Here is a 25,792-nt window from a genome sequence, read left to right as displayed (position 1 = left end):
CGCCGCAGTAATGTCACCGACCTTTTGGAGACGGCATGCTGCGATTGCGAACGACCGTCCGGCCTGGCCGGGCACCAGGGGGATCACCGTCCGGCGGGCTGATCGGAGGGCTCCGGCGGATGCTGGTGGTCCTGCTGGTGGCCCTGCTGCTGCCCATCGGGTGGACCGGGCCGGCGCACGCCGCCCAGTCGCCGGAACTGGCGCGTAGCTACGTCCAGTTCCTCGACTTCCTGCGGGAGAGGTTCACCCGCCCGTACCGCGGGGACTACGACATCACGCTCGGCGACCCGAGGCCCATGATGGTCAACCTCTTCGATCTGGGACACCCGAACCAGGACCCCGTGCCGGGTGTGGAGACGGGACTGATCATCGCGCCGAACGACATCTACATCTGCGGCTTCTACACCATCCGGAACGGAGAGAAGACGCTCTACCGCATGCGCGATGCGGGCATCGGCGAGGCGCGGGCCGCCCGCGACGACTGGTTCAGGCAGCAGCAGCGGCCGCGGCGAGGTGAGATGCAGGTCCGGTACGTCGAACTCGACCGCATCGGTGTGACGTACGACGACCTCAGGAACGAGGCCAACACACGAGGCAACCCCTTCACCTTCGAGAACAGCTGGGTGAACATCGATGCCGACGGGCTGCGGCGCGCCATCGGCATGCTGGAGAACGTCGGCGCACCCGGCGGCCCGAGTACGGCGGACGCAGTGCAGAACACACAGTGGTTCCGCACCGCATTGATGGTCCTCGTCGAAGCACTGTCCGAGGGCAGCCGGTTCCGGAACATCAGGACCGACATCACGAGGGCGCTGGGCGACGGGAACCCGGCACGCATCCATGAGTTCGAGGGCCAGATCCTGAGCTGGGGCGCGCGGAGCAGGGACCTGTGGAACGCCAACCAGGACCCGACCAACTCCTGGCACACCGCCGTCGGGGCCGCCGTCGGGCTGGCCGTCCTCCAGGCCCAGGGGTTCGGTGGTCCGCGCTGCCGGATACCGCGGTCGAACGACAGCTCGCTCTCGTGCAGCCGACCGCTGGTGGACGCGAGCTTCAGCACCGGCCGCGACGTGTACCTTCTCCAGGGGCCGTTTGTCGCGCACATCACCGACTTCGCGAACAACGCCGGTCTGGCCGGAGGCAGGGAGGACACCATCACCCACCTGTGGCCGGTCCTGGCGGGCACGCCGTTCGCGAACGGCTTCGACGCGGCCTTCACGCTGCCGGAGGATCCGGACCAGGTGATGCTGTTCCGGGGTGACCAGTACATGCGGATGAGGGTGGACCCCAGCACGGGGACGGCCACGATGACCAAGCCGCCCACCACGATCGCGGACGGCTGGCACAGCCTGGCCGGCACGGCCTTCGCCCAGGGTGTCGACGCGGCCCTGTCGGTGGCGGAGAACCAGGTCTTCCTCTTCCACGGTGACACGTACGTGTCGCTGGAAGTCAACATCGGCCGTTCCACCGACCGCGTGCTCAACGGGCCCGGCCCCATCGGCACCGCCTTCACCTCCTTGACCCGGGCCGGCTGGACCGACGGGATCAACGCGGCCGTCCGCTGGCCGGGCTCGCAGTTCTCCAACAAGGCCTACGCCTCCTTCTTCCGCGGCAACCAGTTGGTCGGCGGATTCGTCGCGGCCGGCGAGGCGGACGGAAACGTCGTCATCGGCCCCATGGCCCTGCGCTGGGGCGCCCTGGAGGGCACGATCTTCTCCGCCGGCGACACCACCGGCATGCCGAAGATCCCGCGGGTCGACGACAACGGCCGCCCCACGAACTTCCCGCCGCCCCCGTCCTCGGCGGCCGGTGTCGTGCTGGTCAACGAGAGCACCGGCCGGGTGGCCGACGTCGACCAGGCGAATCCCGCCGACGGCACCAAGGTCAAGGCCCTCGGTGGGAACGGCAATCCGGCGCAGCAGTGGAACCTGGACCGCCAGGACGACGGCCGGTTCGCGATCCGCTCGGTGCTCGACCCCGACCAGGTGCTGGACGCCAACGGCGACCGGTCGCAGACCGTGGACGGCACCAGCTACTACACCGCCCTCCGGCGGGACGGCGGGGCCGCGAACCAGCGCTGGCAGCTGGACGCGCTGGACGGCCGGACGTACCAGATCGTCTCCTCGGACGGCGGCTGCCTGACCGACCAGGGCGAGGACAAGGCCCTGACCTTCTGGCAGTGCGCCGGGGCCGCCGAACAGCGATGGCACCTGGAGGGCGGCACCGTCGGCGGTGACTCCGGGGGGCCGGACTCCGCGGGAGCCCCCTTCGACGACTCGCCGGACGACCGGGGGACGAAGCCCGCCTCCGCGGGCGACTGCCGGCCCGAGGGGATGGCCGCCACCCCGGGGGTGAGCGCCCGGTACTGCGACGTGTACGACGGCAGCGGCCGCGAGTGGGTCGGCAACAACCGCACCCGCCGGGTGGTCGGTTACTTCACCGGCTGGCGCACCGGGGCGAAGGGCGATCCGCGCTACCTCGCGTCGAACATCCCGTGGTCGACGGTGACGCACGTCAACTACGCCTTCGCCACGGTGGACGGGAACCGCATCAGCGTCGGCGACGTGAACGACCCGAACAACCCGGCCACCGGCATGACCTGGCCCGGGGACAAGAACGCGATGGACCCGAACCTGCCGTACAAGGGGCACTTCAACCTGCTCAACGTCTACAAGAGGAAGCACCCGGCGGTGAAGACGCTCATCGCCGTCGGCGGCTGGGCGGGCACCCGCGGCTTCTACGAGATGACCACCAACGCCGACGGCAGCGTGAACCAGGCCGGCATCGACACCTTCGCCGACTCGGTGACGGCGTTCCTGGGCACGTACGACTTCAACGGGGTCGACATCGACCACGAGTACCCCACCGCGCTCCCGTCCACGGGCAATCCGGACGACTGGGCCGTCTCCGACCCCCGCCGCGCCGGGCTCCAGAAGAGCTACGTCGCCCTGATGAAGACCCTGCGGGAGAAGCTGGACCAGGCCGGCACGGCGCGCGGCCGCTACTACCTGATGACCTCCGCCGGCTCCGCGTCCGGCTACCTCACCCGCGGTCTCGACGCCGGGCAGGCGCTCCAGTACCAGGACTTCGTGAACGTCATGAGCTATGACCTGCACGGCTCCTGGAACAAGTACGCCGGTCCGCAGGCCCCGCTCTACGACGACGGTCGCGACAACGAGCTCGCCGCCGCGGGCATCTACGACACCACCGCCAACCCGGAGTTCCAGAAGACCGGCTACTTCAACGCCGACTGGGCGTACCACTACTACCGGGGCATGCTGCCCTCCGGGCGCATCAACCTCGGCATCCCGTACTACTCGCGGGGCTGGCGCGACGTCCGGGGCGGCGTCGGAGACGGGCTGTGGGGGGAGTCGGCCATGCCCGACCAGACCCAGTGCCCGCGGGGCACGGGCGGCCGCGCCGCTCCTCCCGGCGCCCAGCCCTGCGGCCTCGGCGCGACCGGCATCGACAACATCTGGCACGACAACGACTCGCAGACGGGCGAGGAGACGGCCTCCGGGTTCAACCCGCTGTGGCACACCAAGAACCTCGCCGAGGGACGCACGCCGGGCTATCTGAAGTCCTACGGCGTCGACCCGGACTCGGACCGGGGCAGGCTGACGGGCGGCTACGCGGAGAAGTACGCCGACGTGTCGCAGTCCCCGTGGCTGTGGAACGACACCACCAAGGTGTTCCTCACCACGGAGAACGAGAGGTCCGTCGACGCGAAGGCCAGGTACATCGCCGACAAGGGCATCGGCGGCGCCATGATCTGGGAGCTCGCCGGCGACTACACCAAGCGCGCCGACGGCGAATGGGGCATGGGCTACGACCTGACCACCCGGCTGAACAGCACCCTCCGGGGAGCGGGCGCCTACTCCTCGCAGAAGGCCGGCGGCACGGACGTGCCCCGGCAGGTCATCGACGTGACGGCCCAGCTGGTGGACTTCCCCACGGCCGTGAAGGACATGTGGCCGCTCCAGCCGAAGCTGCGCATCACCAACAACACCACGGTGACCCTCGCCCAGGGGACGGAGATCTCCTTCGACATCCCGACCTCCGCCCCGCCCCTGATGAAGGACGGGGCCTGGAAGGAGATGAGCGGGATCAGCCCCGGGCACACCGGGCCGAACGCGGGCGGGCTGAAGGGTGACTTCCACCGGGTCACCATCACCCTCGGCTACTGCGAGGACGTGCCGGCCGGCAAGTCCAAGGACATCGACGTCAAGTACTACCTGCCCGTCACCGGCCCGGCGAACATCACCTTCAGGATCGGAGGTACGACCCTCGGCAGTACCGGCGACCAGCGCCGCGACGTGACGCGGGTCGACCCGCCGGCCCCGGCCTCCGGCGCGCAGTGCCAGGCGGCGCAGTGGCAGCCGCACGCGTACAACCCGAACCCCTCGTTCGCGTTCTGGCAGACCGGCGACAAGTGGATCATCGAGGACCGCAACAGCGGGAACGTCCTCGACCACCCCGGTGGCTGGACCACCGCCCACCTGGTGGAGAAGCAGGACGGGAACGCCAACCAGCTGTGGAGCGTGAGCGAGGACGGCGGCGCCGGCTGGTACCGGATCAAGTCGGGCAGCGGCGGGCACGACCAGTGCCTCGGTGCCGACGCCGCGCGGGCGTCGCTCAGCGTGCGCGACTGCGACAACAGCGTCGGACAGTGGTGGCGCCTGGCGCCGCTCAGCACGGACAAGGCCACCGAGGGCAAACCGATGTTGGGCCAGACCGTCAGCGGCGGCCCGAAGCACGGCGCCGCCTACGCGCTCGGCGGGTACGCGGCCGGGGACAACTGGTGGGCGGCGATCTCCTACCTCGCCGCCCCGAAGGACAGCGGCACGTCACCCGGCACCGCCGTCACCGCCGGGGACACCGGCGGCGCCTGGGCCTCGACGGTGTCCTGGAACGGCTACTACTGGCGCGCCGCCTGGTGGAACAAGGGCACCGACGAGCCGGGCAGGAGTGACGCCTGGCTGAGGCTCAGCCCCACTCCCTAGACGCGTACGAACCCTCGCAACCCGACCCGAACGAACCCCCGAGCCGGACGGCTCGGGGGTTCGTTCGGGTCGGGGGGCATTGACACGGGGCCCCTGCGGTTGAATGCTAAGCAAGCGCTTAGTCAATGATCCGCTTCCCCGAGGAGCCGCCCGATGGCCGAGACCCCCGTTGACCCGCCCGGCCTGGATCCGGCCCGTCTCCGGGCCCACCTGGACCGCGAGCTGCCCGGGCTCGTCCGAGGACCGCTGCGCGCCGACCTCATCGAAGGGGGCCGCTCCAACCTCACGTACGTGCTGAGCGACGGCGCGTCCCGCTGGGTCCTGCGGCGCCCGCCGCTCGGGCACGTGCTCGCCACCGCCCACGACATGGGCCGCGAGTACCGCGTGATGACCGCGCTGCGCGACACCGGGGTGCCCGTTCCCCGGACGCTCCTGCTGGACCGGGACGAGGAGACCCTCGGCGCGCCCTGGTACCTCATGGAGCACGTCCCCGGCACCGCCCACCGGGACGCCGCCCCGCTCGCCGCCCTCGGCGAGCAGCGGGTGCACGCGCTCGGGCGCAGGCTGGTCGACACCCTCGCCACCCTGCACGCGATCGACCCCGCCGCCGTCGGCCTCGCCGACTTCGGCCGCCCCGAGGGCTACCTGGAGCGCCAGCTGCGCCGCTGGTCCCAGCAGCTGGAAGCCTCCCGCAGCCGCGACCTGCCCGACCTCGACCGGCTGCACGCCCGGCTCGCCGAGCGCCTGCCCGCCTCGCCCGCGCCCGCGCTCGTCCACGGCGACTACCGCCTCGACAACGTGCTGGTGGACGACGCCGACACCATCACCGCCGTCCTGGACTGGGAGATGTCCACCCTCGGCGACCCGCTCACCGACGTCGGCCTGCTGGTGATGTACACCGAACTCGCGGGCGTCGGCGGCGGCATCATCCCCTCCGCCATGACCGCCCCCGGCTTCCCCAAGCCCGACGAGATCGTCTCCCCCTACGCCGACGCCACCGGCCGCCGGGCGGAGGACCTCGACTGGTACGTCGCCTTCGCCTCCTTCAAGCTCGCCGCCGTCGCCGAGGGCATCCACTTCCGCTACCAGCAGGGCCGCACCCTGGGCGCCGGCTTCGAGCGCGCCGGCGAGATGGCCCCGATCCTCGCCCGGCACGGCCTGGGCACCCTCAAGGAGAGCTGAGCACCGATGGACTTCGCCTACGACGCCCGGACGAACGAGCTCCGTGAGCAGCTGCTCGCCTTCATGGACGAGCACGTGTACCCCGCCGAGCCCGTCCTCGCCGCCCGACTCGCCGACCCGGCCCGCGACCGGTGGGCCGTGCCCCCGGTCGTCGCCGACCTCCAGGCAGAGGCCCGCAAGCAGGGCCTCTGGAACCTCTTCTTCGTGGACGAGCACAGCCTGCCGGGCGAGCTCGGCGCCGGTCTCACCAACCTCCAGTACGCCCCGCTCGCCGAAATCACCGGCCGCAGCATCCAGCTGGCCCCGCCCGCGCTCAACTGCGCGGCGCCCGACACCGGCAACATGGAACTGCTCGCCCAGTTCGGCAGCCCCGAGCAGCGCGAGCGCTGGCTGCGCCCGCTCCTGGGCGGCGAGATCCGCTCGGCCTTCGCGATGACCGAGCCCGAGGTGGCCTCCTCGGACGCCACCAACATCGCCACCCGGATCGAGCGGGACGGCGACGAGTACGTCGTCAACGGCCGCAAGTGGTACATCACCGGGGCGATGAACCCCGACTGCAGGATCCTCATCGTGATGGGCAAGACCGACCCCGCCGCCGAACCGCACCGGCAGCAGAGCATGGTGCTCGTCCCGCGCGACACCCCGGGCGTGACCGTGAAGCGCGGCATGACGGTCTTCGGGTACGACGACGCCGACCACGGCGGCCACGCCGAGGTGCTGTTCGAGGACGTCCGGGTCCCGGCGGAGAACCTGATCGGCGAGGAGGGCACGGGCTTCGCCATCGCCCAGGCCCGGCTCGGCCCCGGCCGGATCCACCACTGCATGCGCGCCATCGGCATCGCCGAGCGGGCGCTGGAACTGATGTGCCGCCGGGCCGACGAGCGGGTGGCCTTCGGGAAGCCGCTGGCCGAGCAGGGCGTGGTGCAGGACTGGATCGCCGAGTCCCGGGTGCGGATCGAGCAGCTGCGGCTGCTGGTGCTCAAGACCGCCTGGCTGATGGACACCGTCGGCAACCGGGGCGCGCACACCGAGATCCAGGCGATCAAGATCGCCACCCCGCGCACCGTCGAGTGGATCCTCGACAAGGCCGTCCAGGCGCACGGCGCCGCCGGCGTCAGCCAGGACACCCCGCTCGCCCAGGTGTGGGCCGGCAACCGCACCCTGCGGCTGGCCGACGGCCCGGACGAGGTGCACAAGCGCTCGCTGGCCCGCCGGGAGCTCAGGAAGTACCGGTAGGGCCCGCCCGGCGAAGGTCCGCCGGACAGGCCCCGTGCCGCGCGGGCGAGCCTCCCGTCCATGCCGGTGCCGCGGCGCCAGAGGCGCGCCGCGGCACCGGCCCGACGTGGGGAGCCCGCTCCTACAGGAAGGCGAGGATGTCGATCTGTCCGTCCGGCCGGGTGGTGATGGTCGCCTCGCCCGGGCCCTGGGCGGGGTCGGCGTTGAGGTAGGTGGCTGCGGCGTCCGCGTCCGGCTTGATGACGTGGTGCCAGGTCTTCGTCCCTGCGGCGTCCTTCACCAGCGACTTCTTGTGCGCTGTGTCGGACACACTGGTCTGGGTCATGGGTCGCTCCTTCGAACGGCGACTGAGAGCGCCGCCCGGACCGGGCGGCAGCTGGAAGCTAGCACCGGCGGCGGGCGGGAACGCCGTGTTCCGGCGGTGGTCCGTCTCCGAACCGCGTCGCGTTCCGTCGAACGGCCCACCCCCGGGCCCGGCCCACCCCCGGGCGATGCCGACCCCCGGGCGACGCCGACCGCGGGCCTGGCCCACGAGGGGGGAGTGCCGGAAGGGGGAACGGCGGAGGGCCACCCGTAGGGGTGTCATACCCGGGTATTCAGGGACCGGTTGGCCCCCTGGTATGACGGCTGCGGCCCGTTCCCGACCGTAGTGTCCTGCGTGTTCGATCAAGTCGATCAAGTCGATCGAGTGGAACACGGAGGGGACACGATGGGCATTCCGGGACGGGCCGTGGCGGCAGTGGTACTGGCGGCGGTCACGGTGGCGGCAACGGCGGCGGGAACGATCGGCGCGGCCGGAGCGGCGCTCGCGGCCACACCGGGGGACGGAAGCCCCGGACGCCAGGCCCGCGCCTGGCTGCCGGAGCCCAGCGGGCCGTACCCGATCGGGACCACCGCGCTGCACCTGACCGACGCCGGGCGGGAGGACCCCTGGCACCCCGGGCAGCGGCGCGAGCTGATGATCAGCCTCTGGTACCCGACCTCCCACCCGGCCGCGGCCGAGGACCGGGCCGCGTACATGGAGCCCGCCGCCGGGAAGCACTTCGACGGCCCGGACGGCGTCGGCCTGCTCAACTACGGCACCCAGCCCGGCCGCACCGACTGGTCGGCCATCCGCACCCACGCGCGCAAGGACGCCCCGGCGCTGACCGGCGGCCCGCGCCCGGTGGTGCTGTACTCGCCCGGCCTCGGCGACCCGCGCACCTGGGGGACGGCACTGGTCGAGGACCTCGCCTCGCGCGGCTACGTGGTGGTCACCGTCGACCACACCTACGAGGCCTCCGAAGTCGCCTTCCCCGGAGGGGACCTGGCCACCTCGGTGCTCCCCGGCATGCTCGCGCAGCCCGGCCTGGACATCGGCGCCGTGCTGCGCAAGGCGATGGACACCCGGGTCGCCGACACCCGCTTCGTGCTGGACCAGCTCGCCGCACTGGGTGGCCGCCCGGGCCTGCCCGCCGGGGTGGCCGGCGCCCTCGACCTCGGCCGGATCGGCATGGTCGGCCAGTCGGCGGGCGGTTTCACCGCGCTCCAGACCATGCACGACGACCCGCGGATCGCCGCCGGCGTCAACATGGACGGGCAGATGCACTTCCCCGGCCCCGACGGCCACACCGGCGTGTTCCTGCCCAGCGTCGCCGAGGACGGCCTGAACCGGCCGTTCCTGCTGATGGGCTCCGGCAGCGGCGACTCCGGCAGCTACCGCAACCAGCCCGGCTGGAACGCCGTGTGGCAGCACAGCACCGGCTGGCACGCCGACGTCACCCTCGCCGGCTCCCGCCACGGCTCGTACACCGACGCCCAGCCCCTGCTGCCGCAGCTCGCCCGGCAGGGCGTCCTCGGCGCCGAGCGACTGCGCAACGACGTCGGCGACATCCGCCCGGGCCGCGCCGAACTCGCCACCCGCTCCTACGTGGCGTCCTTCTTCGACCGCTGGCTGCGCGGCCAGGACGACCACCTGCTGGACGGGCCCTCGGCGCGCTTCCCGGAAATGGCGTACGAGCGTTAGCGGGGCCGGGGCGGCGGCGGGCGGAGTTCCGGCGCCGCCCCCTTCCGGGTGGGCCGGGGACGGAGGGCCACGGCGGCCGGTGAATTGCCGTCAGAGGCCTTGACAAGCGGCTTGGCGCGGATTTCGAAGCAGCATTCCGCATCGTATTCAGTGAATGGCTACACGCGTTGATCCCCTTTCATCAACGCCGCTTGACCTGCTTGGACGCGCTTCTTAATCGTTCCTTACCCTATGCCGTTGACCGGTGTTCATCAGCTCTGCTTTCCTTCTTGCCACGCAGGCGGCAATGGTCCGACGGGCAGTCAATTCCGGGTGTGCGAATGAATTCGACCGGAACCGGCCCCGACGGAATCCACCGCCGGCCCTTCCCCACAAAGGGATCGTCCCCGGCCCCCGAGGCCGCGGGCGATCGGCAGAAGAGAGGCACCCTCACCCATGGGTCACTCCCCCAGGACCGGACGCGCGAGGTACGCGGCGCTCACCGGAATGGCGTCGCTCGCGCTCGCCGTCGCCGGCTTGGCCGGCGCGGCCGGTCCGGCCTCCGCGCAGGACATCTCCAGCTCGCAGGGCGGCACCGCCAACGAGTTCAACCCCTGGAGCCCGCAGAACGGCCACCCCTACCGGCACGGCGCGGTTCCCGGCATGTCCCAGCACGAGAACTACAAGAAGTGGCTCAGCGCTCACGAGCAGGCCGCGGCGACCGGGCAGCAGACGCTGTCGTACGGCGGCGGCGTCGACGGCATCGGCGTGCAGAGCGGGCACTCCAAGGTCTACCTGGTGTTCTACGGCAACCAGTGGGGCACCCAGAGCACCGACGCCAACGGCAACGCGAAGTTCTCCAACGACTCGGCCGGTGCCGCCGGCGCCACCCAGCAGATGTTCAAGGGCATCGGCACCAACGGCGAGACCTGGTCGGCCGACCTGACCCAGTGGTGCGACGGCCCCAACGTCGCCACCGGTGCCGTGAGCTGCCCGTCCAACGCCAACTTCATCCCGTACCAGAGCGGCGGCGTCCTGTCCGGCGTCTGGTACGACAACGCGGCCGCCTCGCCGAGCCAGGCCAGCGGGAACCAGCTCGCCCAGGAGGCCGTCAAGGCGGCCGGCCACTTCGGCAACACCACCGCCGCCGCCAACCGGGACGCGTACTACATCGTCCTGTCGCCGCACGGCACCAACCCGGACGACTACCAGAACCCCACCACCGGGTACTGCGCCTGGCACGACTGGAACGGTGACACCACCCTCACCGGCGGTGCGGCGAACTCGCCCTACGGCGACATCGCCTTCTCCAACCAGCCGTACAACATCGACGCGGGCTCCAACTGCGGCGTCGGCTTCGTCAACTCGCCCGGCACGCTGGACGGCTGGACGATGACCCTCGGTCACGAGTGGCACGAGATGATGTCCGACCAGAACCCGGCCGGCGGCTGGACCAACCACGTCTCCGGCAGCAGCTACAACGGCCAGGAGAACTCCGACGAGTGCGCCTGGATCCGGCCCGGCAGCACCGGCGGCGCCGCCAACATCTCCTTCGGGCCCTTCGGCAGCTACGCCGAGCAGGCCAGCTGGTCCAACGACACCAACTCCTGCGCGATCTCGCACGCCATCCTGACCCACGGCAACACGGTCACCGTCACCAACCCGGGCAACCAGAGCGGCACCGTCGGCACCGCGGCCAGTCTGCAGATCAACGCCACCGACTCGGCCACCGGCCAGACGCTGAGTTACTCGGCCACCGGCCTGCCGGCCGGCCTGTCGATCAACTCCTCGACCGGCCTGATCTCCGGCACCCCGACCGCCGCCGGCACCTCCAGCGTCACGGTCACCGCCACCGACACCACCGGCGCCGCCGGCAACACCACCTTCGCCTGGACCGAGTCCACCGGCGGGGGCGGCGGCAACGCCGTCACCAACGGCGGACTGGAGACCGGCGACCTGACCGGCTGGACCACCGCCGGCAGCACCTCCGCCACCGCCTCCGCCGCCCACAGCGGTGGCTACGGCGCCATGGTCGGCTCCACCAGCCCGACCGGGGACTCCTCGATCGCCCAGACCTTCACCGCGCCGACGGGCTCCAGCAAGCTGTCCTTCTGGTACAGCAACACCTGTGACGACACCGTCACGTACGACTGGGCCACCGCCACCCTGAAGGACAACACCACCGGCACCACCACCACCGTCCTGGCCAAGACCTGCACCACCACCGGGACCTGGACCAACAAGACGGCGACCGTCACCCCGGGCCACTCCTACACCCTCACCCTGAGCAACCACGACGACAACTACCCGGGTGACCCGACCTACACCTCCTACGACGACGTGACGGTCTCCTGACCCAGCGTCGCGCCGAACGCACCGGGGTGGGCCCAGCGCCCACCCCGGTGCCGTTCTCCGGTCCGAGTGCCGTCCGGCGGGATCCGAACCGGCCGACGGCGCGTCGAACCGGCACCCCTGGACCAACGGCAAGAGGAACCACCGTGCACCCGAGAAGACCCGCCGCCCTGGCACTCGCCGCCGCCCTGCTCGCCCTGGCCGGCTGCGCCTCCACCGGGACCGGCCCGTCGAGCGGGACCGGCGCGTCGAGCGGGACCGGCGCGTCGACGCCCGCCGCCACGCCCGCCGCCCCGAGCCCGTCGACGCCCGCCGCCACGCAGGCCGCCCCGAGCCCGTCGACGCCCGCCGCCACGCAGGCCGCCCCGAGCCCGGCGACGGTCACGGTGGACGAGCACGCCGACCGCACCACCCTGAAGGCCGCCGTCGGCACGACCGTCACGCTCGTCCTCCACAGCACCTACTGGTCCGCCGCGACCAGTTCCGCCCCCGAGGTCCTCGCCCCGGACGGCGCCCCGACCACCGCCCCGTCCCCGTCCTGCCGCCCCGGCGGCGGCTGCGGCACCGTCACCGTCTCCTTCACCGCCCGCGCCCCCGGCACGGCCCGCCTCACCGCCACCCGCACCAGCTGCGGCGAGGCCCTCAACTGCCCGCCCGAGCAGCGCGACTACGAGGTCACCGTCGAGGTCACCGGCTGAGACCCGGCCCCGAGGGCCCGTCGGATCTCCGAGCCGGGGCCGGCCGCCGTCCTCGGCCGTCGCACGCCGGTGGATTCCGGTGGATGCCGGCGATCCCGCGGCCGGCCGGTCGACGGGGCGTTCCGGCGCGCCGAAGGCCGCTTCCCCGTCACGCGAAATTCACAGCCCGGGGTCTACTCGCATAGACAGGGATGGGCCATCCTGGTGCGATGCCGGTGCTCGAAGCCCGCTCCTCGTTCCCCCGGGAACCGCGGGCGGCGGTGCCGGACGGATCGGTCGGCCCTCGCGCCGGAGCACCGCCGCGTCACAGCACCTCGTACGACCCGTTCGTGTCGGAGGCACGCCCACTCACCGGGAGATGCAGATGAAGCCACGCACCGTCGCCACCGCCGTCACCGTCGGCGCCCTGGCCCTGGCCGGCCTCGCCGTCTCGGCGCCCACGGCCGGCGCCAGCGGCACCAAGCTGTCGCAGTCGACCGCCGCCAGTCAGTTCAGCGGCGCCGGCATCACATGGAGTTCCAGCGGGGGCTGTACCACCAGGTCCAACTCCACCTGCACCTCGTTCGAGCAGATCAACTCGGGCACGGTGAGCACCATCATCACCCTCAAGCAGGCCAGCGGCTGCGCCATCAACATCACGGGCGGGACGGAGGTCGGCCACGCCTCCGGCACCTACAGCCACTACAACGGCTACAAGGTCGACATCTCCCGCAGCTCCTGCATCGACAACTACATCCAGAACAGCTTCACCTACATCGGCTACCGGGGCGACGGCTACCCGCAGTGGAAGGCCGCATCGGGCAACCTCTACTGCAACGAGGGCAGCCACTGGGACATCCTCGTCTACTGACGCCGACCCGGGGCGCCGGGCACCCGAGCGCTCGCGGACGGGCGCCCGTAGACGGGTACGACGCGGCGAGGCCACAGCCCACGGGCTGCGGCCTCGCCGGGCGCCGCGGTCCGCACCGCGCGCGGGGTCAGTCGCCGAGGACGGCGATCCGGCCGGTGCTGCGCCCGGTGGCGACGCGCTGGACGGCGTCCGGGGCGCCGGCCAGCGGCACCCGGGCGCTCACCAGCGGACGGACGGCGCCCTGGTCGGCGAGCCTGGTGAGCTCGTCGTGGGCGGTGCGTACGGCGCGCGGGTCGTGGGTGTTGTACAGGCCCCAGTGCAGGCCCAGGATCGAGTAGTTCTTCACCAGGGCGTGGTTGAGCGCCGGGGTGGGGATCTGCCCGGCGGCGAAGCCGACCACCACGATCCGGCCCTCGAAGGCGACGCACTTGGTGGAGCCGGTGTAGGCCTCGCCGCCGACCGGGTCGAAGACCACGTCGGCGCCGCGCCCGTCGGTGGCCTCCTTGACGGCGGCGACGAAGTCCCGCTCCCGGCGGTCCACCACCAGGTCGGCGCCGAGCTCCCGGGCCGCGAGCGCCTTCGCCGGCCCGCCGACCACGGCGATCACCCGCGCCCCGGCGGCCCGGCCGAGCTGGACCGCCGCACTGCCGACGCCGCCGGCGGCCGCGTGCACCAGCAGGGTCTCCCCGGCCCGCAGCCGGGCCCGGCGGCGCAGCGCGAACCAGGCGGTCTGGTAGCCGATGTGCAGGGCGGCGGCCTCGGCGTCGTCCAGCACCTCGGGCGCCGGGAACGCGGCGGCGGCGTCCAGCAGCGCGTACTCGGCGAAGGCGCCGTGCGGCAGCACCGGATTGCCGATCAGCCGCTCGCCCCGCCGGGCGCCGTCCGCCACCTGGCCGCACAGCTCCACCCCGGGCGTGAACGGCAGCGGCGGGCGGACCTGGTACTGCCCGCGCACCATCAGCGCGTCCGGGAAGTTGACGGCCGCCGCCCGCACCCGGACCAGCAGTTGCCCCGGGCCGGGCACCGGCCGCGCGACGTCCTCGGCCAGCCGCATCACCTCGGCCGGCTCCCCGAGCTCGCTCACCTGCCAGGCCCTCACAGCAGTTCGCTCCTCTCCAGCCCCTGCTGGAGCCGGTTCATCCCGGCGAGCCAGCGGTCCGGCTCGGTGGCCCGGGCGCGGCAGTAGTCGGCGACCTCGGGGTGCGGCAGGAGCAGGAAGCGCTCCGCCCGCATCCCGTCCAGCGCGGCCTCGGCGACCGCCGCCGGGTCGAGCGCGGTCGGCGCCAGCAGCGCCTCGCCGACCGCACCGGTGGAGACGAGCATGTCGGTGCGCACGCCCTGCGGGCAGAGCGCGTGCACCCGCAGGCCCCGGTGGCGGTAGGTCGCGGAGAGCCACTCGGCGAAGGCCAGCGCGCCGTGCTTGCTGACGGCGTACGGCGCCGAGCCCAGCATGGTGAGCAGTCCGGCGGCGGAGACGGTGGCCAGGAAGCGGCCCTCCCCGCGCTCCAGCCAGCGGGGGAGCAGTAGCTCGGCGGCCCGGACGTGGGCCATGACGTTGACCTCCCAGGCGCTCGCCCAGGCCGCGGGGGGCGCGTCCGCCCCGCCCACCGGGGCGACGCCCGCGTTGGCGCACCACACGTCGATCTCGCCGATTCCGGCGCGGGCCCGCCCGACCAGGTCGGCCAGTCCCTCGGGGGAGGCGGCGTCGCCGGGCAGGGCGGTGCCGGCGCACTCCTGCGCGACGGCGCGGGCGGCCTCGGCGTCCAGGTCGTTGACCACCACCCGGGCGCCGGCCGCGGCGAAGGCCCGGGCCAGCGCGGCGCCGATGCCCCGGCCGCCGCCGGTGACCACCACGCCCCGGCCGTCGAAGGCCCGTCCGTCGGACGCTCCTCCCTCAAACGCCCGACCCTCGAAATCCCGACCGCCGAAGGCCCCGCCGCCGAAGGCCCCGCCGTCGGAGGCCCCGCCGTCGGAGGCCCCGGTGGTCACATCCCACCGCCGAGAGTGACCCCGCCGTCGACGACCAGGGTCTGGCCGGTGATCCAGCCGGCGTCGGGGGAGAGCAGGAAGGCGACGGCGCCGGCGACGTCCTCGGGGACGCCGAGGCGGCCGAGCGGGTAGGCCCTGGCGACCTTCTCCTCGCGGCCCTCGTACAGTGCCTCGGCGAACTTGGTCTTGACCACGGCGGGGGCGACGGCGTTGACCCGGATGCCCTGGGGGCCCAGCTCGGAGGCGAGTTCGGTGGTGAGCCGGATCAGCGCGGCCTTGCTGACGCCGTACATGCCGATCCCGAGCGAGGAGCGGATGCCCGCGATCGAGGCGACGTTGACGACCGAGCCGCCGTGCTCGCCCATCCAGGCCGCGTGCGCGCGGCGGGTCCAGGCCAGCGGGGCCAGCACGTTGACGGCGAGGATCTTGGCGGCGGCGGCCTCGTCGGTCTCCAGGACGGGCCCGTACACCGGGTTGATGCCGGTGTTGTTGACCAGGTGGTCGAGCCGCCCGAAGGCCTCCAGGGTGCGGGCGACGGCCTCCTCCTGGTGGGCCGGGTCGTCGGCCTTGCCCGCCACGGCGATCGCGTTCTCCGGGCCGCCCAGGTCGCGGACGGCCTCGGCCAGCGGCTCCGGGTTGCGGGCGGTGAGGCAGACCTTGGCGCCCCGGTCGACCAGCTCGCGGGCGATGCCGAGGCCGATGCCCCGGCTCGATCCGGTGACGACGGCCACCCGGCCCTTGAAGGAGTGCACCACGGAGCGTCCTGCCTTTCGTGCGAGGATCTCTGCCAGCAGCTGACTAAGCGCTTGCTCAGCATGCTGTCGGTGCGGGAGCCTGTCAACAGCCAGTCGCCCCCGACCGGCGGGAAAGCCTGTACGAGTTCTCTGGGAGGATGACGCCATGACCAGCACCCCGCTCGCCGACCTCTGGCCGACCCTGCCCGGCGCCGACGCCCGCCCCGAAGCGGCGTACCGGCTGCTCCAGGCCGCCGCCGAGTCGTTCGCGGAGCGCGGCTTCCACGCCACCACGACCCGGGACATCGCCACCGCGGCGGGGATGAGCCCGGCCGCGCTGTACATCCACTACCAGTCGAAGGCCGCGCTGCTGGCCGAGATCAGCCAGGCCGGGCACGCCGCCACCCTGGCCCTGGTCCGGGACGCGGTGGCCGGCCAGGGCGGCCCGGCCGAGCGGATGCGGCGCCTGGTCGAGCAGTTCACCGCCTGGCACGCCCGGGCCCGGACGGTCGGCCGGGTGGTGAACTACGAGCTGCACGCCCTGCCCGAGGACGCCTACGCGGTGGTCGCGGCGCTGCGGCTGGACATCGAGCGCGAGGTCAGCACCCTGATCGAGGCCGGCGTGGTGGCCGGCGACTTCCAGGTCTCCGAGGTGCGGACGGCGGCCCGCGCGGTCACCTCGCTGGGCATCGACGTCTCCCGCTGGTACACCGACCGCTCGACCGAGACGCCGGAGGAACTCGGTCGCCGCTACGGCGAGTTGGTGCTGCGGATGCTCGGCGCCCGGATCTGACGCGAGAGGCGGCCCGACCCCGCCCTTGACCTGCTCACGGAGTGCGAGCACACTCGTATACGAAGTACGTGTGCCTCGTAGGCGTACAGCGCGGGGACCGGTACACAGGACGATCCGAGATCCCCTCCCGGGACGACGGGCGACCGGTGATCCCCCTCCCCGACGCACTCCCACCGCAGCTCCGACGCTGCGGATCGAAGCAGATCAACCTCCCGCGGCGACCACGCCCCCGACCGGCGGCGCCGCCGGGAGCAACCCCCGACCCGGGCCGGCCCGGCCGGCCGTGCCGCCGCCGTGTGCGACGGCACGGGAACGGCGCTCGCCGCGTCGCGGTGCGGCCCGGGCGGTTGGAGAAGGGGAGGTGCAGTGATGCCCTTCCGACAAGCGAATCCGGTCCGTCCCCGCTTCTGGCTGGAGACCGCCCTCGGCGGACTGTCCGGACTGTTGTTCCTGCTCACCCTGGTGTGGCCGCAGTGGATCGAGACGCTCCTCGGCATCGACCCGGACGCCGGCAGCGGTGCGGCGGAGTGGCTCGTGGTCGCGCTGGCGGCCGCCGTCACCGCCGTCTGCCTGCTCGGCGCGCGGATCGAGTGGCGCCGGGCGCACCCTTCCTCGGCCCGCGCGGTGCGGTGAGCACGGAGGAGGACCGTCATGACTGACATGTCACCCGTCAAGCACGAGGAGCTCACCGAACTCGTCCGGCGGGCCCCGCTGAGTTTCGTGGGCACGGTCACCCGGGTCGGCGGCACCTCGCTCGCGGCCGTTCCGGCCGAGGCGAGGGACGATCGGACGGCCGTGGTCAGGGTGGACCAGGTGCTGCACGCGCCGGAGGCCTTCGGACAGCTCGCGGGCAGTGAGGTCACCGTCCAACTGTCGCCCGACGAGGGCCGGATGGCCGTCGGCGGCCGGGCCGCGTTCTTCACCCAGGGCATGGTGTACGGGGAGGGCCTGGGCGTCACCGAGGTGGGCCGGCTGCCCGCCGAGGCCGTCCAGCACCACGTGTCGCTCGCCGCCACCACGGCCGACGAACAGCCGTTCACCTCGGTGCAGCGGGAGATCCGCCACCAGGATCTGGCCGCGCACGCGGACGAGGCGGACGCCGTGGTCGTCGGCACGGTGGCCGGCCTGCGACGGGTCGGCCGTGCCGGCCGCCGCTCCGAGCACTCGCCGGACTGGTGGCTGGCGTCGATCGACGTCACCCAGGTCGAGAGCGGCCCGTTGGGCAAGGGGACCGTCCCCGTGCTGTACCCGAACAGCCGGGACGCCCACTACTACCGGGTGCCCAAGCCCGAGGCCGGCCAGGAGGGGCTCTGGCTCCTGCACGCCACCCAGGAGGACCAGCGCGAGCTCGCCCCGTACGAACTGGTCCACCCCGAGGACTACCAGCCGGTGCACAAGCTCGCCGTGCTGCGTGAACGGAGGTGAGCCGACATGCCCACCCTCAAGGTCGTCAACATCACTCCCAAGGTGTTGAGCGGCACCGTGACCCAGGACTCCGAACCGTTCCTCGCGGTCAACCCCGAGACTCCCACCGAGATGGTCGCGACCGCCTTCACCCCCGACCCGATGGACGGCCCGCTCGCCCCGGTCTACGTGTCCACGGACGGCGGCGACAGCTGGGTGCTGCACACCGTCGTCCCCGGCGCCGCGCCGGGGCTCGGCACCGCCGACATCACGGTGGCCTTCGCGGCCCAGGGCGGTGCCCTGTACGCGGGCATCCTGAACGGCCTGGCCGCACTGCAACGGCCCCCGATCACCAGGATGCAGATCCTCCGCGCGCCGAGCGTCGCCTCGACCGCGGCCATGGAGATCCTGGTGAGCCGGGACGAGGAGGACCAGCCGTGGGTCATCGCCGACACCGTGGCGGCCGGCGGCTCCGACCGCGACCGGGTGTACATCGGCAACAACGGTCCGGGCCCGCGGACCGCGCGCGTGGACCTCTCGGGCGACGCGCGGACGGCGCCGGCACCGGCCGGATTCGTGTCCACGACGATCGAACGCCGCAATCCGGCCGGTCAGGACGGGCCGCCGGTGCGCCTCGCCGTGCACCCCGACGGCACCGTCTACGCGGCGTTCCAGAGCTGGCGGAGCAACGACCAGGGCGACCCGATCACCAACGTCGGCTTCGACGTCGTGGTGACCCGGGACGACGGGGGAGGCGTCGACGCCCACCCGTTCCAGGACCTCAAGGACGCCACCGACAGCGTCCCCGGGCAGCGGGTCGCGACCGACCGTTTCGTCGCGTTCAACTCGACCATGGGCCAGGAACGGCTCGGCGGCGACCTGACGATCGCGGTGGACCCGACCGGCGCCGACCGCGTCTGGATCGCCTGGTGCGACCGCGTGGGCGGTCCGGCGGGCGTCGACAACACCCTGCACGTCCGGCACTCGGAGGACCGCGGCCAGACCTGGCTGCAGGTGCGCGACGACGTCACCGACGCCAAGAACCCGTCGCTGGCCGTCAACGAGGACGGTCTGGTGGGCCTGGTCTACCAGCGGTTCGCCAGCAACCAGTGGACGACGGTCCTGGAGGTCACCGCCGACAACTGGAGCACCGCGCCGGAGTCCGACGTCCTGCACCAGGCACCCGCGAACGTGCCCCGTGCCAGGGGGCTGCCCTTCCTCGGTGACTACATCCGGATGCTCGCGGTCGGGAAGGACTTCTACGGCGTCTTCGCCGGCAACAACACGCCGGACCGGGCCAACTTCCCGGTGGGCGTGACGTACCAGCGCAACGCCAACTTCACCACCCACCAACTGCTCAGCACGGACGGCGTGACCCGGGTGCCGCCGTCCATCGATCCGTTCTTCTTCCACCGGGCCGCCTGAGCCCGCACCCCGGGGAGCCCGCCACGAAGGGTCGTGGCGGGCTCCCGGCTGTCGGGCACTGTGGCTTGAGGGTTCAGGTGCCGGCGGGTTCAGGTGTCGGCGGGTTCAGGTGGTGGCCAGGCAGAACTGCACCAGCCCGGCGTCCACGTCGCGGATGATCTGCTCCATCTCCGCCCACCGCGGGTGGAACTCGGTGCCCCACTCGACGGTGAAGCCGAGCACCTTGCCCTGGTCGGGGTCGGCCATGTGGCGGGAGTAGACGTAGTCGTCGCTGGTCCCGCTGGTCGGGTACAGGTGGAAGCCGGTGATCGGCTTGTACGCCAGGCCGCGAACGCCCTTGAGGCCCTGGCAGAACGCCTCGGCGAGCTCCTTCTCGGCGTCCTCGTCCTCCCTGGGGATGTACTCGGCGTACGTGAGGTCGTTGGGCCGGCCGCGCTTTCCGTCGAAGTCGGCGTTGCGGAAGTTCATGTCGGGGTTGTCCGACTGGTTCTCGTCGTCGCCCCAGTTGTAGAGGATGTCCTCCGAGTAGCTGTGCACGTCGACGAACCACGCGGTCTGCGGGAACTGCTCCAGCAGCGCGAGCACGTTCTGGGTCTCCGGCTCGGAGAACGCGCTCGGGCCGCAGTAGACCTGCGGCTCGCACGGGTCGTTGGACACCCGGGGGTTGGCGGCCGGGTCGAAGGCGGTGACGAAGTCGAAGAGGAAGTCGTAGTTGCGGTTGAGGTCGACGCCGACGCAGTCCGGGTTCTGGCTGCCGCCGGTGTTGGCGGGGTTGCGGTTCTTGCGCCACATCGGCCGGACGGTCTGGCTGTAGTGCCGGCCGTCGGGGTTGACCAGCGGGTAGATCACCAGGTCGATCCGGTGGAGCAGGTCGCTGACCTGACCGGCCGTGAAGCTGGTGCCGCCGTAGCCGAGGCCGGTGCCGTCGCGCTGGGCCTCCAGCAGGTCGGCGGCGAGGTGGATGAGGATCTCGCAGCTGCCCCATTCGCGGGCGTGGACTCCTCCGATCATCATCACGCACGGCTTGGGGAGTGCCGCGGGCACGCCGATCTGCAGGGCGTGGGCGGTGCGGCCCTCGAACGAGGGCTCGGGCAGGGTGACGAGTTGGGTCAGGTCGGGGAAAGCGGTGGCCAGGCTGGTCACGGCGGACTCGACCTCGGTGACGTTCAGGTACGGCATGGCGGGCCTCCCGGGTCAGCCGGAGAGCTTGGCGGCCAGGCCGCGCGGGACGGCGTCGGCGGGGGCGAAGCGGTCGCCGCTGCCGACCTCGGCCTGGGCGGCGCGCCCGGCCTCGCTGGCGTTGCCGGTCATGGTGACCGTGACGCCCTCGCGTTCGAGGGCCGGGATCCGGTCGGCCGGGGCGTAGACGTCGATGCCGATGCGGCCGTCCTCCTCGACGTGCGGGCTTCCGCCGACGTCGGGGCGGGTGTCGCGCAGCAGCGCGCGCAGGGTCTCCGGGTCCTTGGCGGTGACGCGGAGGCGCAGGATGTCGTCAGGGGGTGAGGCGTTGGGGTCGGAGGACATGGGGACTTCTTCCGGGCGCCGTCAGCCGGCTGCCGCGGTGGTGTGCCGGGCGGCGCGGCGGCGCCGATCAGAGCGGATATGTCCGACGTGTACCTCGTATCCTCAGGATCCGCCGTCACCGTAGAAGTCGTCAAGGGGCGGCTCGGGCATCCCGTCGAGCAGGCTGTCCAGGCCGCTCAGCATCTCGGCCTCGTCGTCGAAGTCGGCGAACCGGGGCACCAGGGCGCGCAGCCTGGGGTAGTCGGCGGCGGGCAGCCGGTGCAGGCCGAGCCGCAGGGCGGGGTCCGGCTCGCTCGGGTTGTCCACCACCTGGCGCTTGTCCACCAGCAGGCAGCCGAGGTTCCAGGCGACGAAGGTGCGGTAGACGGTCAGCGCTCCGGCGTCGTCGAAGCCGGACCGGCTGAGCACGGCCAGGATGTGCTCGGTGAGGTCCAGTACCGAGGCCGGGCGGCGGGCCACCGGCACGGCCAGCGGGCGGGTCGCGACCAGCGGCAGGATCTCCGGGTGGGCGTGCGCGGTGGCCGCGAACGCCTTGGCGATCCGGCGCAGTTCGGCGCGCCAGCCGTCCGGGTGGGAACCGCGCTCGGCACCGGCCCGCAGCCGGGCGTTGATCTCGTCGAAGTAGGCCTCGACGAGGCCGTCGACCAGGGCCTCCTTGCCCGGGGTGTAGCGGTACAGGGCCATCGACTCCACACCGAGCTCGGCCGCGAGCCTGCGCATGGTCAGCGCGGCCAGACCCTCGCGGTCGACCAGGGCCACGGCGGCGCCCAGCACCAGCGGGCGGCTCAGCCGGCCCCGCTTCTCGGGGGCGTCCTGCTCGGCCATCTCCGCACTCCTCCGGGTCGGTGGCGGCGTTCCCGAACGCGGGGCCGCTCGGCCGGTCCGGCGGACCGGCCGTGGCGCAGGCCCGCTGCCGGGCTGGGTCGTCGGCGGGCGTCACTCAGCGGATACAGATCCAGGATACAAGGTATGAATCGGACGTAAATGGGTCAGCGGGATCTGCCGGTCGATTCGCCGATCCCGCTGGTCAGCCGACCGGCGGCGGAGCGGCGGGGGTGGCGGGCGCGACGACCGGGGCGGCGGGGTCGGTTGCGGAGGGTGGCCGCGGGGTCGGTGGCGGGCGGGCGCCGTGCGGGTCGGGTGCGGTGGCGGGCAGGCGTGGGGCGGGGTGTCGGGCGGCGGCTCGGTGACCGGGGGCGGTCGGGTCGGGTGCGGGGCGTAGTCGGGCGGGGCGTAGTCGGGCGGTGCGTAGTCGGGCGGTGGGTGGCGGTCGCCGGGGCGAAGGGTGGGGGCGTGGTCCGCGGCCCGGGTTCAGCCCAGCAGCAGCCGGACGGCGAGGGTGGCGACCAGGGCGGTCGAGCCCAGCGCGGTCAGCAGTCGGCCGCGCGGGCCGGTCAGCGCCCGGCCGAGCAGTGCGCCGCCGCCGGCCGGCAGCAGCTGCCAGCAGGCGGAGGCCGCGAAGGCGCCGACGGTGAAGGTGCCGACGGTGAAGACCGCCCGGGCCGGGACGCCGTCCTGGCTGCCGCCGCCGAGCACCAGGGCGGCGACGTAGAGCACGGTGAGCGGGTTCAGCAGGGTGATGCCCAGCAGGGTCAGGAAGGCCCCGACGGCCCCGACCGGGACGGCCACGCCGAGCCCGGCGAGCAGCCCCGCGGCCAGCGCGGCCCTCATGTGCGTGCGGCGTCGCGCCTCCGGGGGCGGCCGCGCTGCTGTCGGCCCGGGGCCGGGTGGGCGGCGGGTGCGGGCAGCGGACAGGCGGCGGAGTCGGTCACGGGCCGATGGTGGACGGTTCCGGGAGGGGGCGGCAAATGGCTTTCCGGGAGCCCGGGGTAGCGTGGCGAGCCCCGTGATCACCGTCCCGAGGAGAACCGATGAACAGTCAGGACGATCCGGTGCGAGCGCTGTTGGCGGAGACCTGGGCGTCGTGGGCGGAACGAGGGGCGGCCCTGACCGCGGAGGAGTGGGAGCGTTCCACCCGGCTGCCCGGGTGGAGCGTGCGGGAGCTGTACGCGCACGTGGCGCCGGTGCCGGAGATGTTCTCCGGGCTGCGCGCGGCCGTCCTGGACGGGCGGCCCGAGGTGGTCGACGGGGCCGGCATCCTGCGTGCCTACAACCGGCCCGGCGGTATCGCCCACACCGCCGCCGACCAGGTCGCCGAGGCGGCCGAACCCGCCGTGCTGGTCGCCCGGTTCGGCGTCGAGGGCCCCGCCGCGCTGGACGGCCTGGCGGACCTGCCGCCGGGTGTCGCGGTGGCGCACCCGCTGCTCGGCAGCGTGACGGTCGGCGCGCTCGGCGAGGTGGCGCTGATGGAGGCGACCGTCCACCTGCTCGACCTGATCGCGGCCGTCGGCGGCCCGCCGCCCGCCGAGGGGGCGCTGGACTTCACCCGTGCGCTGCTGGCGCGGGTCGCCGACCCGGTGGACTTCATCGAGGCGGCGACCGGCCGCAGCGCGGCGGCGGTGCTTCCGGTGATCCGGTAGGGCGCCGGGCCGGCCGCCGCTCCGCCGGTCCGGCCGCCGCTCCGCAGGGTCGCCGCTCCGCCGGTCCGGCCGTCCGGTGGGGCGGTCGACCGGGGGGCCGGTCCTCGGGCGGGGCGTATGCGTCTCATGTCATGAGCCTTTCAAAGATTCGGGTTTGCTGTCACTCTGCTGCTCCCGGCCCGATCCCCCACGAGAGGCTCCGATGAGAAGACTCCTGCCTGCCCTGACCGGCGCCGCCCTGTTCGCGGCGACCGGCCTCGCGGCGCTCGCCACCCCCACGGTGGCGAGCGCCGCGGACTGCACACCCGCCCAGGTGGTGGCCAACAGCGGTTTCGAAAGCGGTAGTTCGCCCTGGACGGCGCCGAGCGGCGCGATCACCGCCGACACCGGACAGAGCGCGCACTCCGGCAGCACCTACGCCTGGCTCGATGGTTACGGATCCAGCCACACCGACACGCTCTCGCAGTCCCTCACCCTCCCCGCCGGGTGCGGCACCGCGACGCTCGGGTTCTGGCTGCACGTCGACACCGCCGAGACGACCGGCAGCACCGCCTACGACAAGCTGACCGTCAAACTCGGCTCCACCACCCTGGCCACCTACTCCAACCTGGACGCCCAGGCCGGGTACGTGCACAAGACCGTCGACGTCTCCGCCTTCGCCGGCCAGGCCGTCACGCTCGCCTTCACCGGCGTCGAGGACTCCAGCCTGCAGACGAGCTTCGTGCTGGACGACGTCACCCTGGACGTCTCCGGCGGCGGGACCACCCCGCCCGGCGACCCGACCCGCACCCCGGTCGCGCCGGTGTACACCGCCGACCTCACCAGCGACGCCTCCGGCGGCAGTTGGACCGGACACGAGAGCGTGACCTTCACCAACGCCTCGCCCACCGCGCTGAACGAGGTGTACCTGCGGCTGTGGGACAACGCCCACGGCAGCTGCCCCGGCACCCCGATCACGGTGACCAACGTGACCGGCGGCACGCCCTCCCCGCTCACGGTGAACTGCACCGCGCTCAAGATCACCCTGCCGGCTCCGCTCGCGCAGGGCCAGAGCGGCACCGTCGCCTTCGACCTCGGCATCACCGTGCCGAGCGGCGCGGACCGCTTCGGCCACGACGGCGCGTACAACTTCCTCGGCAACGCCCTGCCCGTCCTGGCGGTACGGGACGCGGCCGGCTGGCACCTCGACCCGTACACCAACAACGGCGAGTCCTTCTACTCGGTGGCCTCGGACTTCACCGTCACCCTGGACCACCCGACCGGCCTGCTGGTGCCCGCGACCGGCACCTCGGTGGACACCCCCGGCACGACCGGCCGGACCGTCACCAAGGCGACCGCCAGCAAGGTGCGCGACTTCGCCTGGGGCGCCGGGCCGTTCACCAGGATATCCGGCACCTCGGCGGCCGGGGTGAAGGTCAACGTCTACTCGGTGGCGGGGATCAGCGCCACCGACGCCAAGTCGATGCTCTCCACCGCGACCTCCGCGGTCGACGCCCACGCCCAGCGCTTCGGCGCCTACCCGTACGGCGAGCTGGACGCGGTGATCGACAACAACTTCTGGTTCGGCGGCATGGAGTACCCGGGCTTCGTGCTCGACCTGGTCAGCACCACGGCGCTCACCCACGAGATCGGCCACCAGTGGTGGTACGGCATCGTGGGCGACGACGAGTACAACGCCCCCTGGCTGGACGAGTCCTTCACCGACTACTCCACCGACCTCGCCCTCGGCAAGACCGGCAACGGCTGCTGGAACAGCGTCTCCTGGGCCTCCTCGGCGGAGCGGATCACCAACTCGATGGCGTACTGGGACGCCAACTCCTCCCGCTACTCCACGGTCGTCTACGGCTACGGCAAGTGCGCCCTGCACGACCTGCGCCGGACGATCGGAGACACCGCGATGACCACGCTGCTGCGCAACTACGCGCAGGCGCACTGGTACGGCGTCTCCACCACCGCGGAGTTCAAGGCCGCGGCCCAGGCCGCCACCACCGTGGACCTGACCTCCTTCTGGAGTCAGCACCGCATCGACGGCTGAGGCCCGGCAGCGAGCGGCCGCTCCGGGCGACCACCTGTTCCAGCGCAAGCGGAGGGCCCGCGCCGTGGCCCAGAAACTCTCCAAGGCCGCCGACGCCCTGACC

Annotated in this window: 20 protein-coding genes and 1 pseudogene; 13 read left to right on the top strand and 8 right to left on the bottom strand. The window is 72.7% G+C overall.

Features of this window, described 5'->3' with window-relative positions:
• Window positions 1–119 precede the first annotated feature (119 nt).
• From ABZ449_RS34670 to ABZ449_RS34660, 3 genes are all read left to right on the top strand, one after another.
• Window positions 120–5,003, top strand: a complete 4,884-nt coding sequence (locus ABZ449_RS34670; RefSeq protein WP_360354053.1) for a glycosyl hydrolase family 18 protein — start codon at window positions 120–122, stop codon at window positions 5,001–5,003.
• A gap of 153 nt (window positions 5,004–5,156) precedes the next feature.
• Window positions 5,157–6,185, top strand: coding sequence for a phosphotransferase family protein (locus ABZ449_RS34665; RefSeq protein ID WP_360354051.1), 1,029 nt, complete (start codon window positions 5,157–5,159; stop codon window positions 6,183–6,185).
• A gap of 6 nt (window positions 6,186–6,191) precedes the next feature.
• On the top strand, window positions 6,192–7,421 hold the full coding sequence (locus ABZ449_RS34660) for an acyl-CoA dehydrogenase family protein (protein ID WP_360354049.1): 1,230 nt from the start codon (window positions 6,192–6,194) through the stop codon (window positions 7,419–7,421).
• Between the two features lie 121 nt (window positions 7,422–7,542).
• Here ABZ449_RS34660 and ABZ449_RS34655 read toward each other — a convergent pair whose 3' ends face one another.
• A complete protein-coding gene (locus ABZ449_RS34655) occupies window positions 7,543–7,746 on the bottom strand; it encodes a hypothetical protein (RefSeq protein WP_360354047.1) in 204 nt (67 codons plus the stop codon).
• Between the two features lie 405 nt (window positions 7,747–8,151).
• Here ABZ449_RS34655 and ABZ449_RS34650 point away from each other — a divergent pair, with 405 nt between their 5' ends.
• The 4 genes from ABZ449_RS34650 to ABZ449_RS34635 all read left to right on the top strand — a co-directional run bounded on the left by ABZ449_RS34650 (window position 8,152) and on the right by ABZ449_RS34635 (window position 13,305).
• Window positions 8,152–9,426 carry an esterase gene (locus ABZ449_RS34650; protein ID WP_360354045.1) on the top strand — a complete coding sequence of 425 codons (1,275 nt, stop codon included), beginning with the start codon at window positions 8,152–8,154 and terminating at the stop codon, window positions 9,424–9,426.
• A 486-nt stretch (window positions 9,427–9,912) separates the two neighbouring features.
• Window positions 9,913–11,760, top strand: a complete 1,848-nt coding sequence (locus tag ABZ449_RS34645; RefSeq protein ID WP_360354043.1) for a putative Ig domain-containing protein — start codon at window positions 9,913–9,915, stop codon at window positions 11,758–11,760.
• A 143-nt stretch (window positions 11,761–11,903) separates the two neighbouring features.
• Complete coding sequence (locus ABZ449_RS34640) at window positions 11,904–12,455, top strand: hypothetical protein (RefSeq protein WP_360354041.1); 552 nt, start codon at window positions 11,904–11,906, stop codon at window positions 12,453–12,455.
• 364 nt (window positions 12,456–12,819) lie between these two features.
• Window positions 12,820–13,305 (top strand): hypothetical protein, encoded by a 486-nt coding sequence (locus tag ABZ449_RS34635; RefSeq protein ID WP_360354039.1) that lies wholly within the window; start codon window positions 12,820–12,822, stop codon window positions 13,303–13,305.
• 127 nt (window positions 13,306–13,432) lie between these two features.
• Here ABZ449_RS34635 and ABZ449_RS34630 read toward each other — a convergent pair whose 3' ends face one another.
• The 3 genes from ABZ449_RS34630 to ABZ449_RS34620 form a co-directional block, all read right to left on the bottom strand.
• The gene (locus ABZ449_RS34630) at window positions 13,433–14,404 is read right to left on the bottom strand and encodes an NADPH:quinone oxidoreductase family protein (protein WP_360354037.1); all 972 of its coding nucleotides are present in this window, start codon (window positions 14,402–14,404) and stop codon (window positions 13,433–13,435) included.
• Window positions 14,401–15,156 (bottom strand): SDR family oxidoreductase, encoded by a 756-nt coding sequence (locus ABZ449_RS34625; RefSeq protein ID WP_360354073.1) that lies wholly within the window; start codon window positions 15,154–15,156, stop codon window positions 14,401–14,403. Before ABZ449_RS34625 ends, ABZ449_RS34630 begins: the two co-directional genes overlap by 4 nt.
• Before the next feature lie 134 nt (window positions 15,157–15,290).
• Window positions 15,291–16,049, bottom strand: coding sequence for an SDR family oxidoreductase (locus tag ABZ449_RS34620; RefSeq protein ID WP_360354036.1), 759 nt, complete (start codon window positions 16,047–16,049; stop codon window positions 15,291–15,293).
• A 145-nt stretch (window positions 16,050–16,194) separates the two neighbouring features.
• Here ABZ449_RS34620 and ABZ449_RS34615 point away from each other — a divergent pair, with 145 nt between their 5' ends.
• The 4 genes from ABZ449_RS34615 (at window position 16,195) to ABZ449_RS34600 (ending at window position 19,650) form a co-directional block, all read left to right on the top strand.
• Complete coding sequence (locus tag ABZ449_RS34615; protein WP_360354034.1) at window positions 16,195–16,821, top strand: TetR/AcrR family transcriptional regulator; 627 nt, start codon at window positions 16,195–16,197, stop codon at window positions 16,819–16,821.
• Window positions 16,822–17,190: 369 nt separating this feature from the next.
• A complete protein-coding gene (locus ABZ449_RS34610) occupies window positions 17,191–17,454 on the top strand; it encodes an ABC transporter permease (protein ID WP_360354032.1) in 264 nt (87 codons plus the stop codon).
• A gap of 18 nt (window positions 17,455–17,472) precedes the next feature.
• Window positions 17,473–18,246 carry a hypothetical protein gene (locus tag ABZ449_RS34605; RefSeq protein ID WP_360354030.1) on the top strand — a complete coding sequence of 258 codons (774 nt, stop codon included), beginning with the start codon at window positions 17,473–17,475 and terminating at the stop codon, window positions 18,244–18,246.
• 6 nt (window positions 18,247–18,252) lie between these two features.
• The gene (locus tag ABZ449_RS34600; RefSeq protein WP_360354028.1) at window positions 18,253–19,650 is read left to right on the top strand and encodes a hypothetical protein; all 1,398 of its coding nucleotides are present in this window, start codon (window positions 18,253–18,255) and stop codon (window positions 19,648–19,650) included.
• Between the two features lie 105 nt (window positions 19,651–19,755).
• On the opposite strand, the gene ABZ449_RS34595 is transcribed toward ABZ449_RS34600, so the two are convergent.
• From ABZ449_RS34595 to ABZ449_RS34580, 4 genes and pseudogenes are all read right to left on the bottom strand, one after another.
• Window positions 19,756–20,829, bottom strand: a complete 1,074-nt coding sequence (locus ABZ449_RS34595) for a M14 family metallopeptidase (RefSeq protein WP_360354026.1) — start codon at window positions 20,827–20,829, stop codon at window positions 19,756–19,758.
• 15 nt (window positions 20,830–20,844) lie between these two features.
• Window positions 20,845–21,174 (bottom strand): hypothetical protein, encoded by a 330-nt coding sequence (locus tag ABZ449_RS34590; RefSeq protein ID WP_360354025.1) that lies wholly within the window; start codon window positions 21,172–21,174, stop codon window positions 20,845–20,847.
• A 102-nt stretch (window positions 21,175–21,276) separates the two neighbouring features.
• Complete coding sequence (locus ABZ449_RS34585) at window positions 21,277–21,999, bottom strand: TetR/AcrR family transcriptional regulator (RefSeq protein ID WP_360354023.1); 723 nt, start codon at window positions 21,997–21,999, stop codon at window positions 21,277–21,279.
• A gap of 486 nt (window positions 22,000–22,485) precedes the next feature.
• Window positions 22,486–22,776: pseudogene (locus ABZ449_RS34580) on the bottom strand (lysine transporter LysE); the annotation flags it as partial.
• Window positions 22,777–23,045: 269 nt separating this feature from the next.
• On the opposite strand from ABZ449_RS34580, the gene ABZ449_RS34575 reads away from it, so the two are divergent.
• Window positions 23,046–23,654 carry a maleylpyruvate isomerase N-terminal domain-containing protein gene (locus tag ABZ449_RS34575; RefSeq protein ID WP_360354021.1) on the top strand — a complete coding sequence of 203 codons (609 nt, stop codon included), beginning with the start codon at window positions 23,046–23,048 and terminating at the stop codon, window positions 23,652–23,654.
• 202 nt (window positions 23,655–23,856) lie between these two features.
• Entirely contained in the window at window positions 23,857–25,689 is a 1,833-nt protein-coding gene (locus tag ABZ449_RS34570) for a M1 family aminopeptidase (RefSeq protein WP_360354019.1), read from the top strand.
• Window positions 25,690–25,792: the final 103 nt, after the last annotated feature.

The sequence above is a fragment of the Kitasatospora sp. NPDC005856 genome, assembly GCF_040629945.1.
Classification (GTDB): Bacteria; Actinomycetota; Actinomycetes; order Streptomycetales; family Streptomycetaceae; genus Kitasatospora.
The sequence above is the reverse complement of the archived record's forward strand: the minus strand, read 5'-3'. Positions and strand labels throughout refer to the sequence as shown.

Bases quoted from the DNA above. Each gene is read 5' to 3' on its own strand.
- ABZ449_RS34670 (WP_360354053.1), top strand. From the start codon at position 120: ATGCTGGTGGTCCTGCTGGTGGCCCTGCTGCTGCCCATCGGGTGGACC.
- ABZ449_RS34665 (WP_360354051.1), top strand. From the start codon at position 5,157: ATGGCCGAGACCCCCGTTGACCCGCCCGGCCTGGATCCGGCCCGTCTC.
- ABZ449_RS34660 (WP_360354049.1), top strand. From the start codon at position 6,192: ATGGACTTCGCCTACGACGCCCGGACGAACGAGCTCCGTGAGCAGCTG.
- ABZ449_RS34655 (WP_360354047.1), bottom strand. From the start codon at position 7,746: ATGACCCAGACCAGTGTGTCCGACACAGCGCACAAGAAGTCGCTGGTG.
- ABZ449_RS34645 (WP_360354043.1), top strand. From the start codon at position 9,913: ATGGCGTCGCTCGCGCTCGCCGTCGCCGGCTTGGCCGGCGCGGCCGGT.
- ABZ449_RS34635 (WP_360354039.1), top strand. From the start codon at position 12,820: ATGAAGCCACGCACCGTCGCCACCGCCGTCACCGTCGGCGCCCTGGCC.
- ABZ449_RS34615 (WP_360354034.1), top strand. From the start codon at position 16,195: ATGACCAGCACCCCGCTCGCCGACCTCTGGCCGACCCTGCCCGGCGCC.
- ABZ449_RS34610 (WP_360354032.1), top strand. From the start codon at position 17,191: ATGCCCTTCCGACAAGCGAATCCGGTCCGTCCCCGCTTCTGGCTGGAG.
- ABZ449_RS34605 (WP_360354030.1), top strand. From the start codon at position 17,473: ATGACTGACATGTCACCCGTCAAGCACGAGGAGCTCACCGAACTCGTC.
- ABZ449_RS34600 (WP_360354028.1), top strand. From the start codon at position 18,253: ATGCCCACCCTCAAGGTCGTCAACATCACTCCCAAGGTGTTGAGCGGC.
- ABZ449_RS34595 (WP_360354026.1), bottom strand. From the start codon at position 20,829: ATGCCGTACCTGAACGTCACCGAGGTCGAGTCCGCCGTGACCAGCCTG.
- ABZ449_RS34590 (WP_360354025.1), bottom strand. From the start codon at position 21,174: ATGTCCTCCGACCCCAACGCCTCACCCCCTGACGACATCCTGCGCCTC.
- ABZ449_RS34585 (WP_360354023.1), bottom strand. From the start codon at position 21,999: ATGGCCGAGCAGGACGCCCCCGAGAAGCGGGGCCGGCTGAGCCGCCCG.
- ABZ449_RS34575 (WP_360354021.1), top strand. From the start codon at position 23,046: ATGAACAGTCAGGACGATCCGGTGCGAGCGCTGTTGGCGGAGACCTGG.
- ABZ449_RS34570 (WP_360354019.1), top strand. From the start codon at position 23,857: ATGAGAAGACTCCTGCCTGCCCTGACCGGCGCCGCCCTGTTCGCGGCG.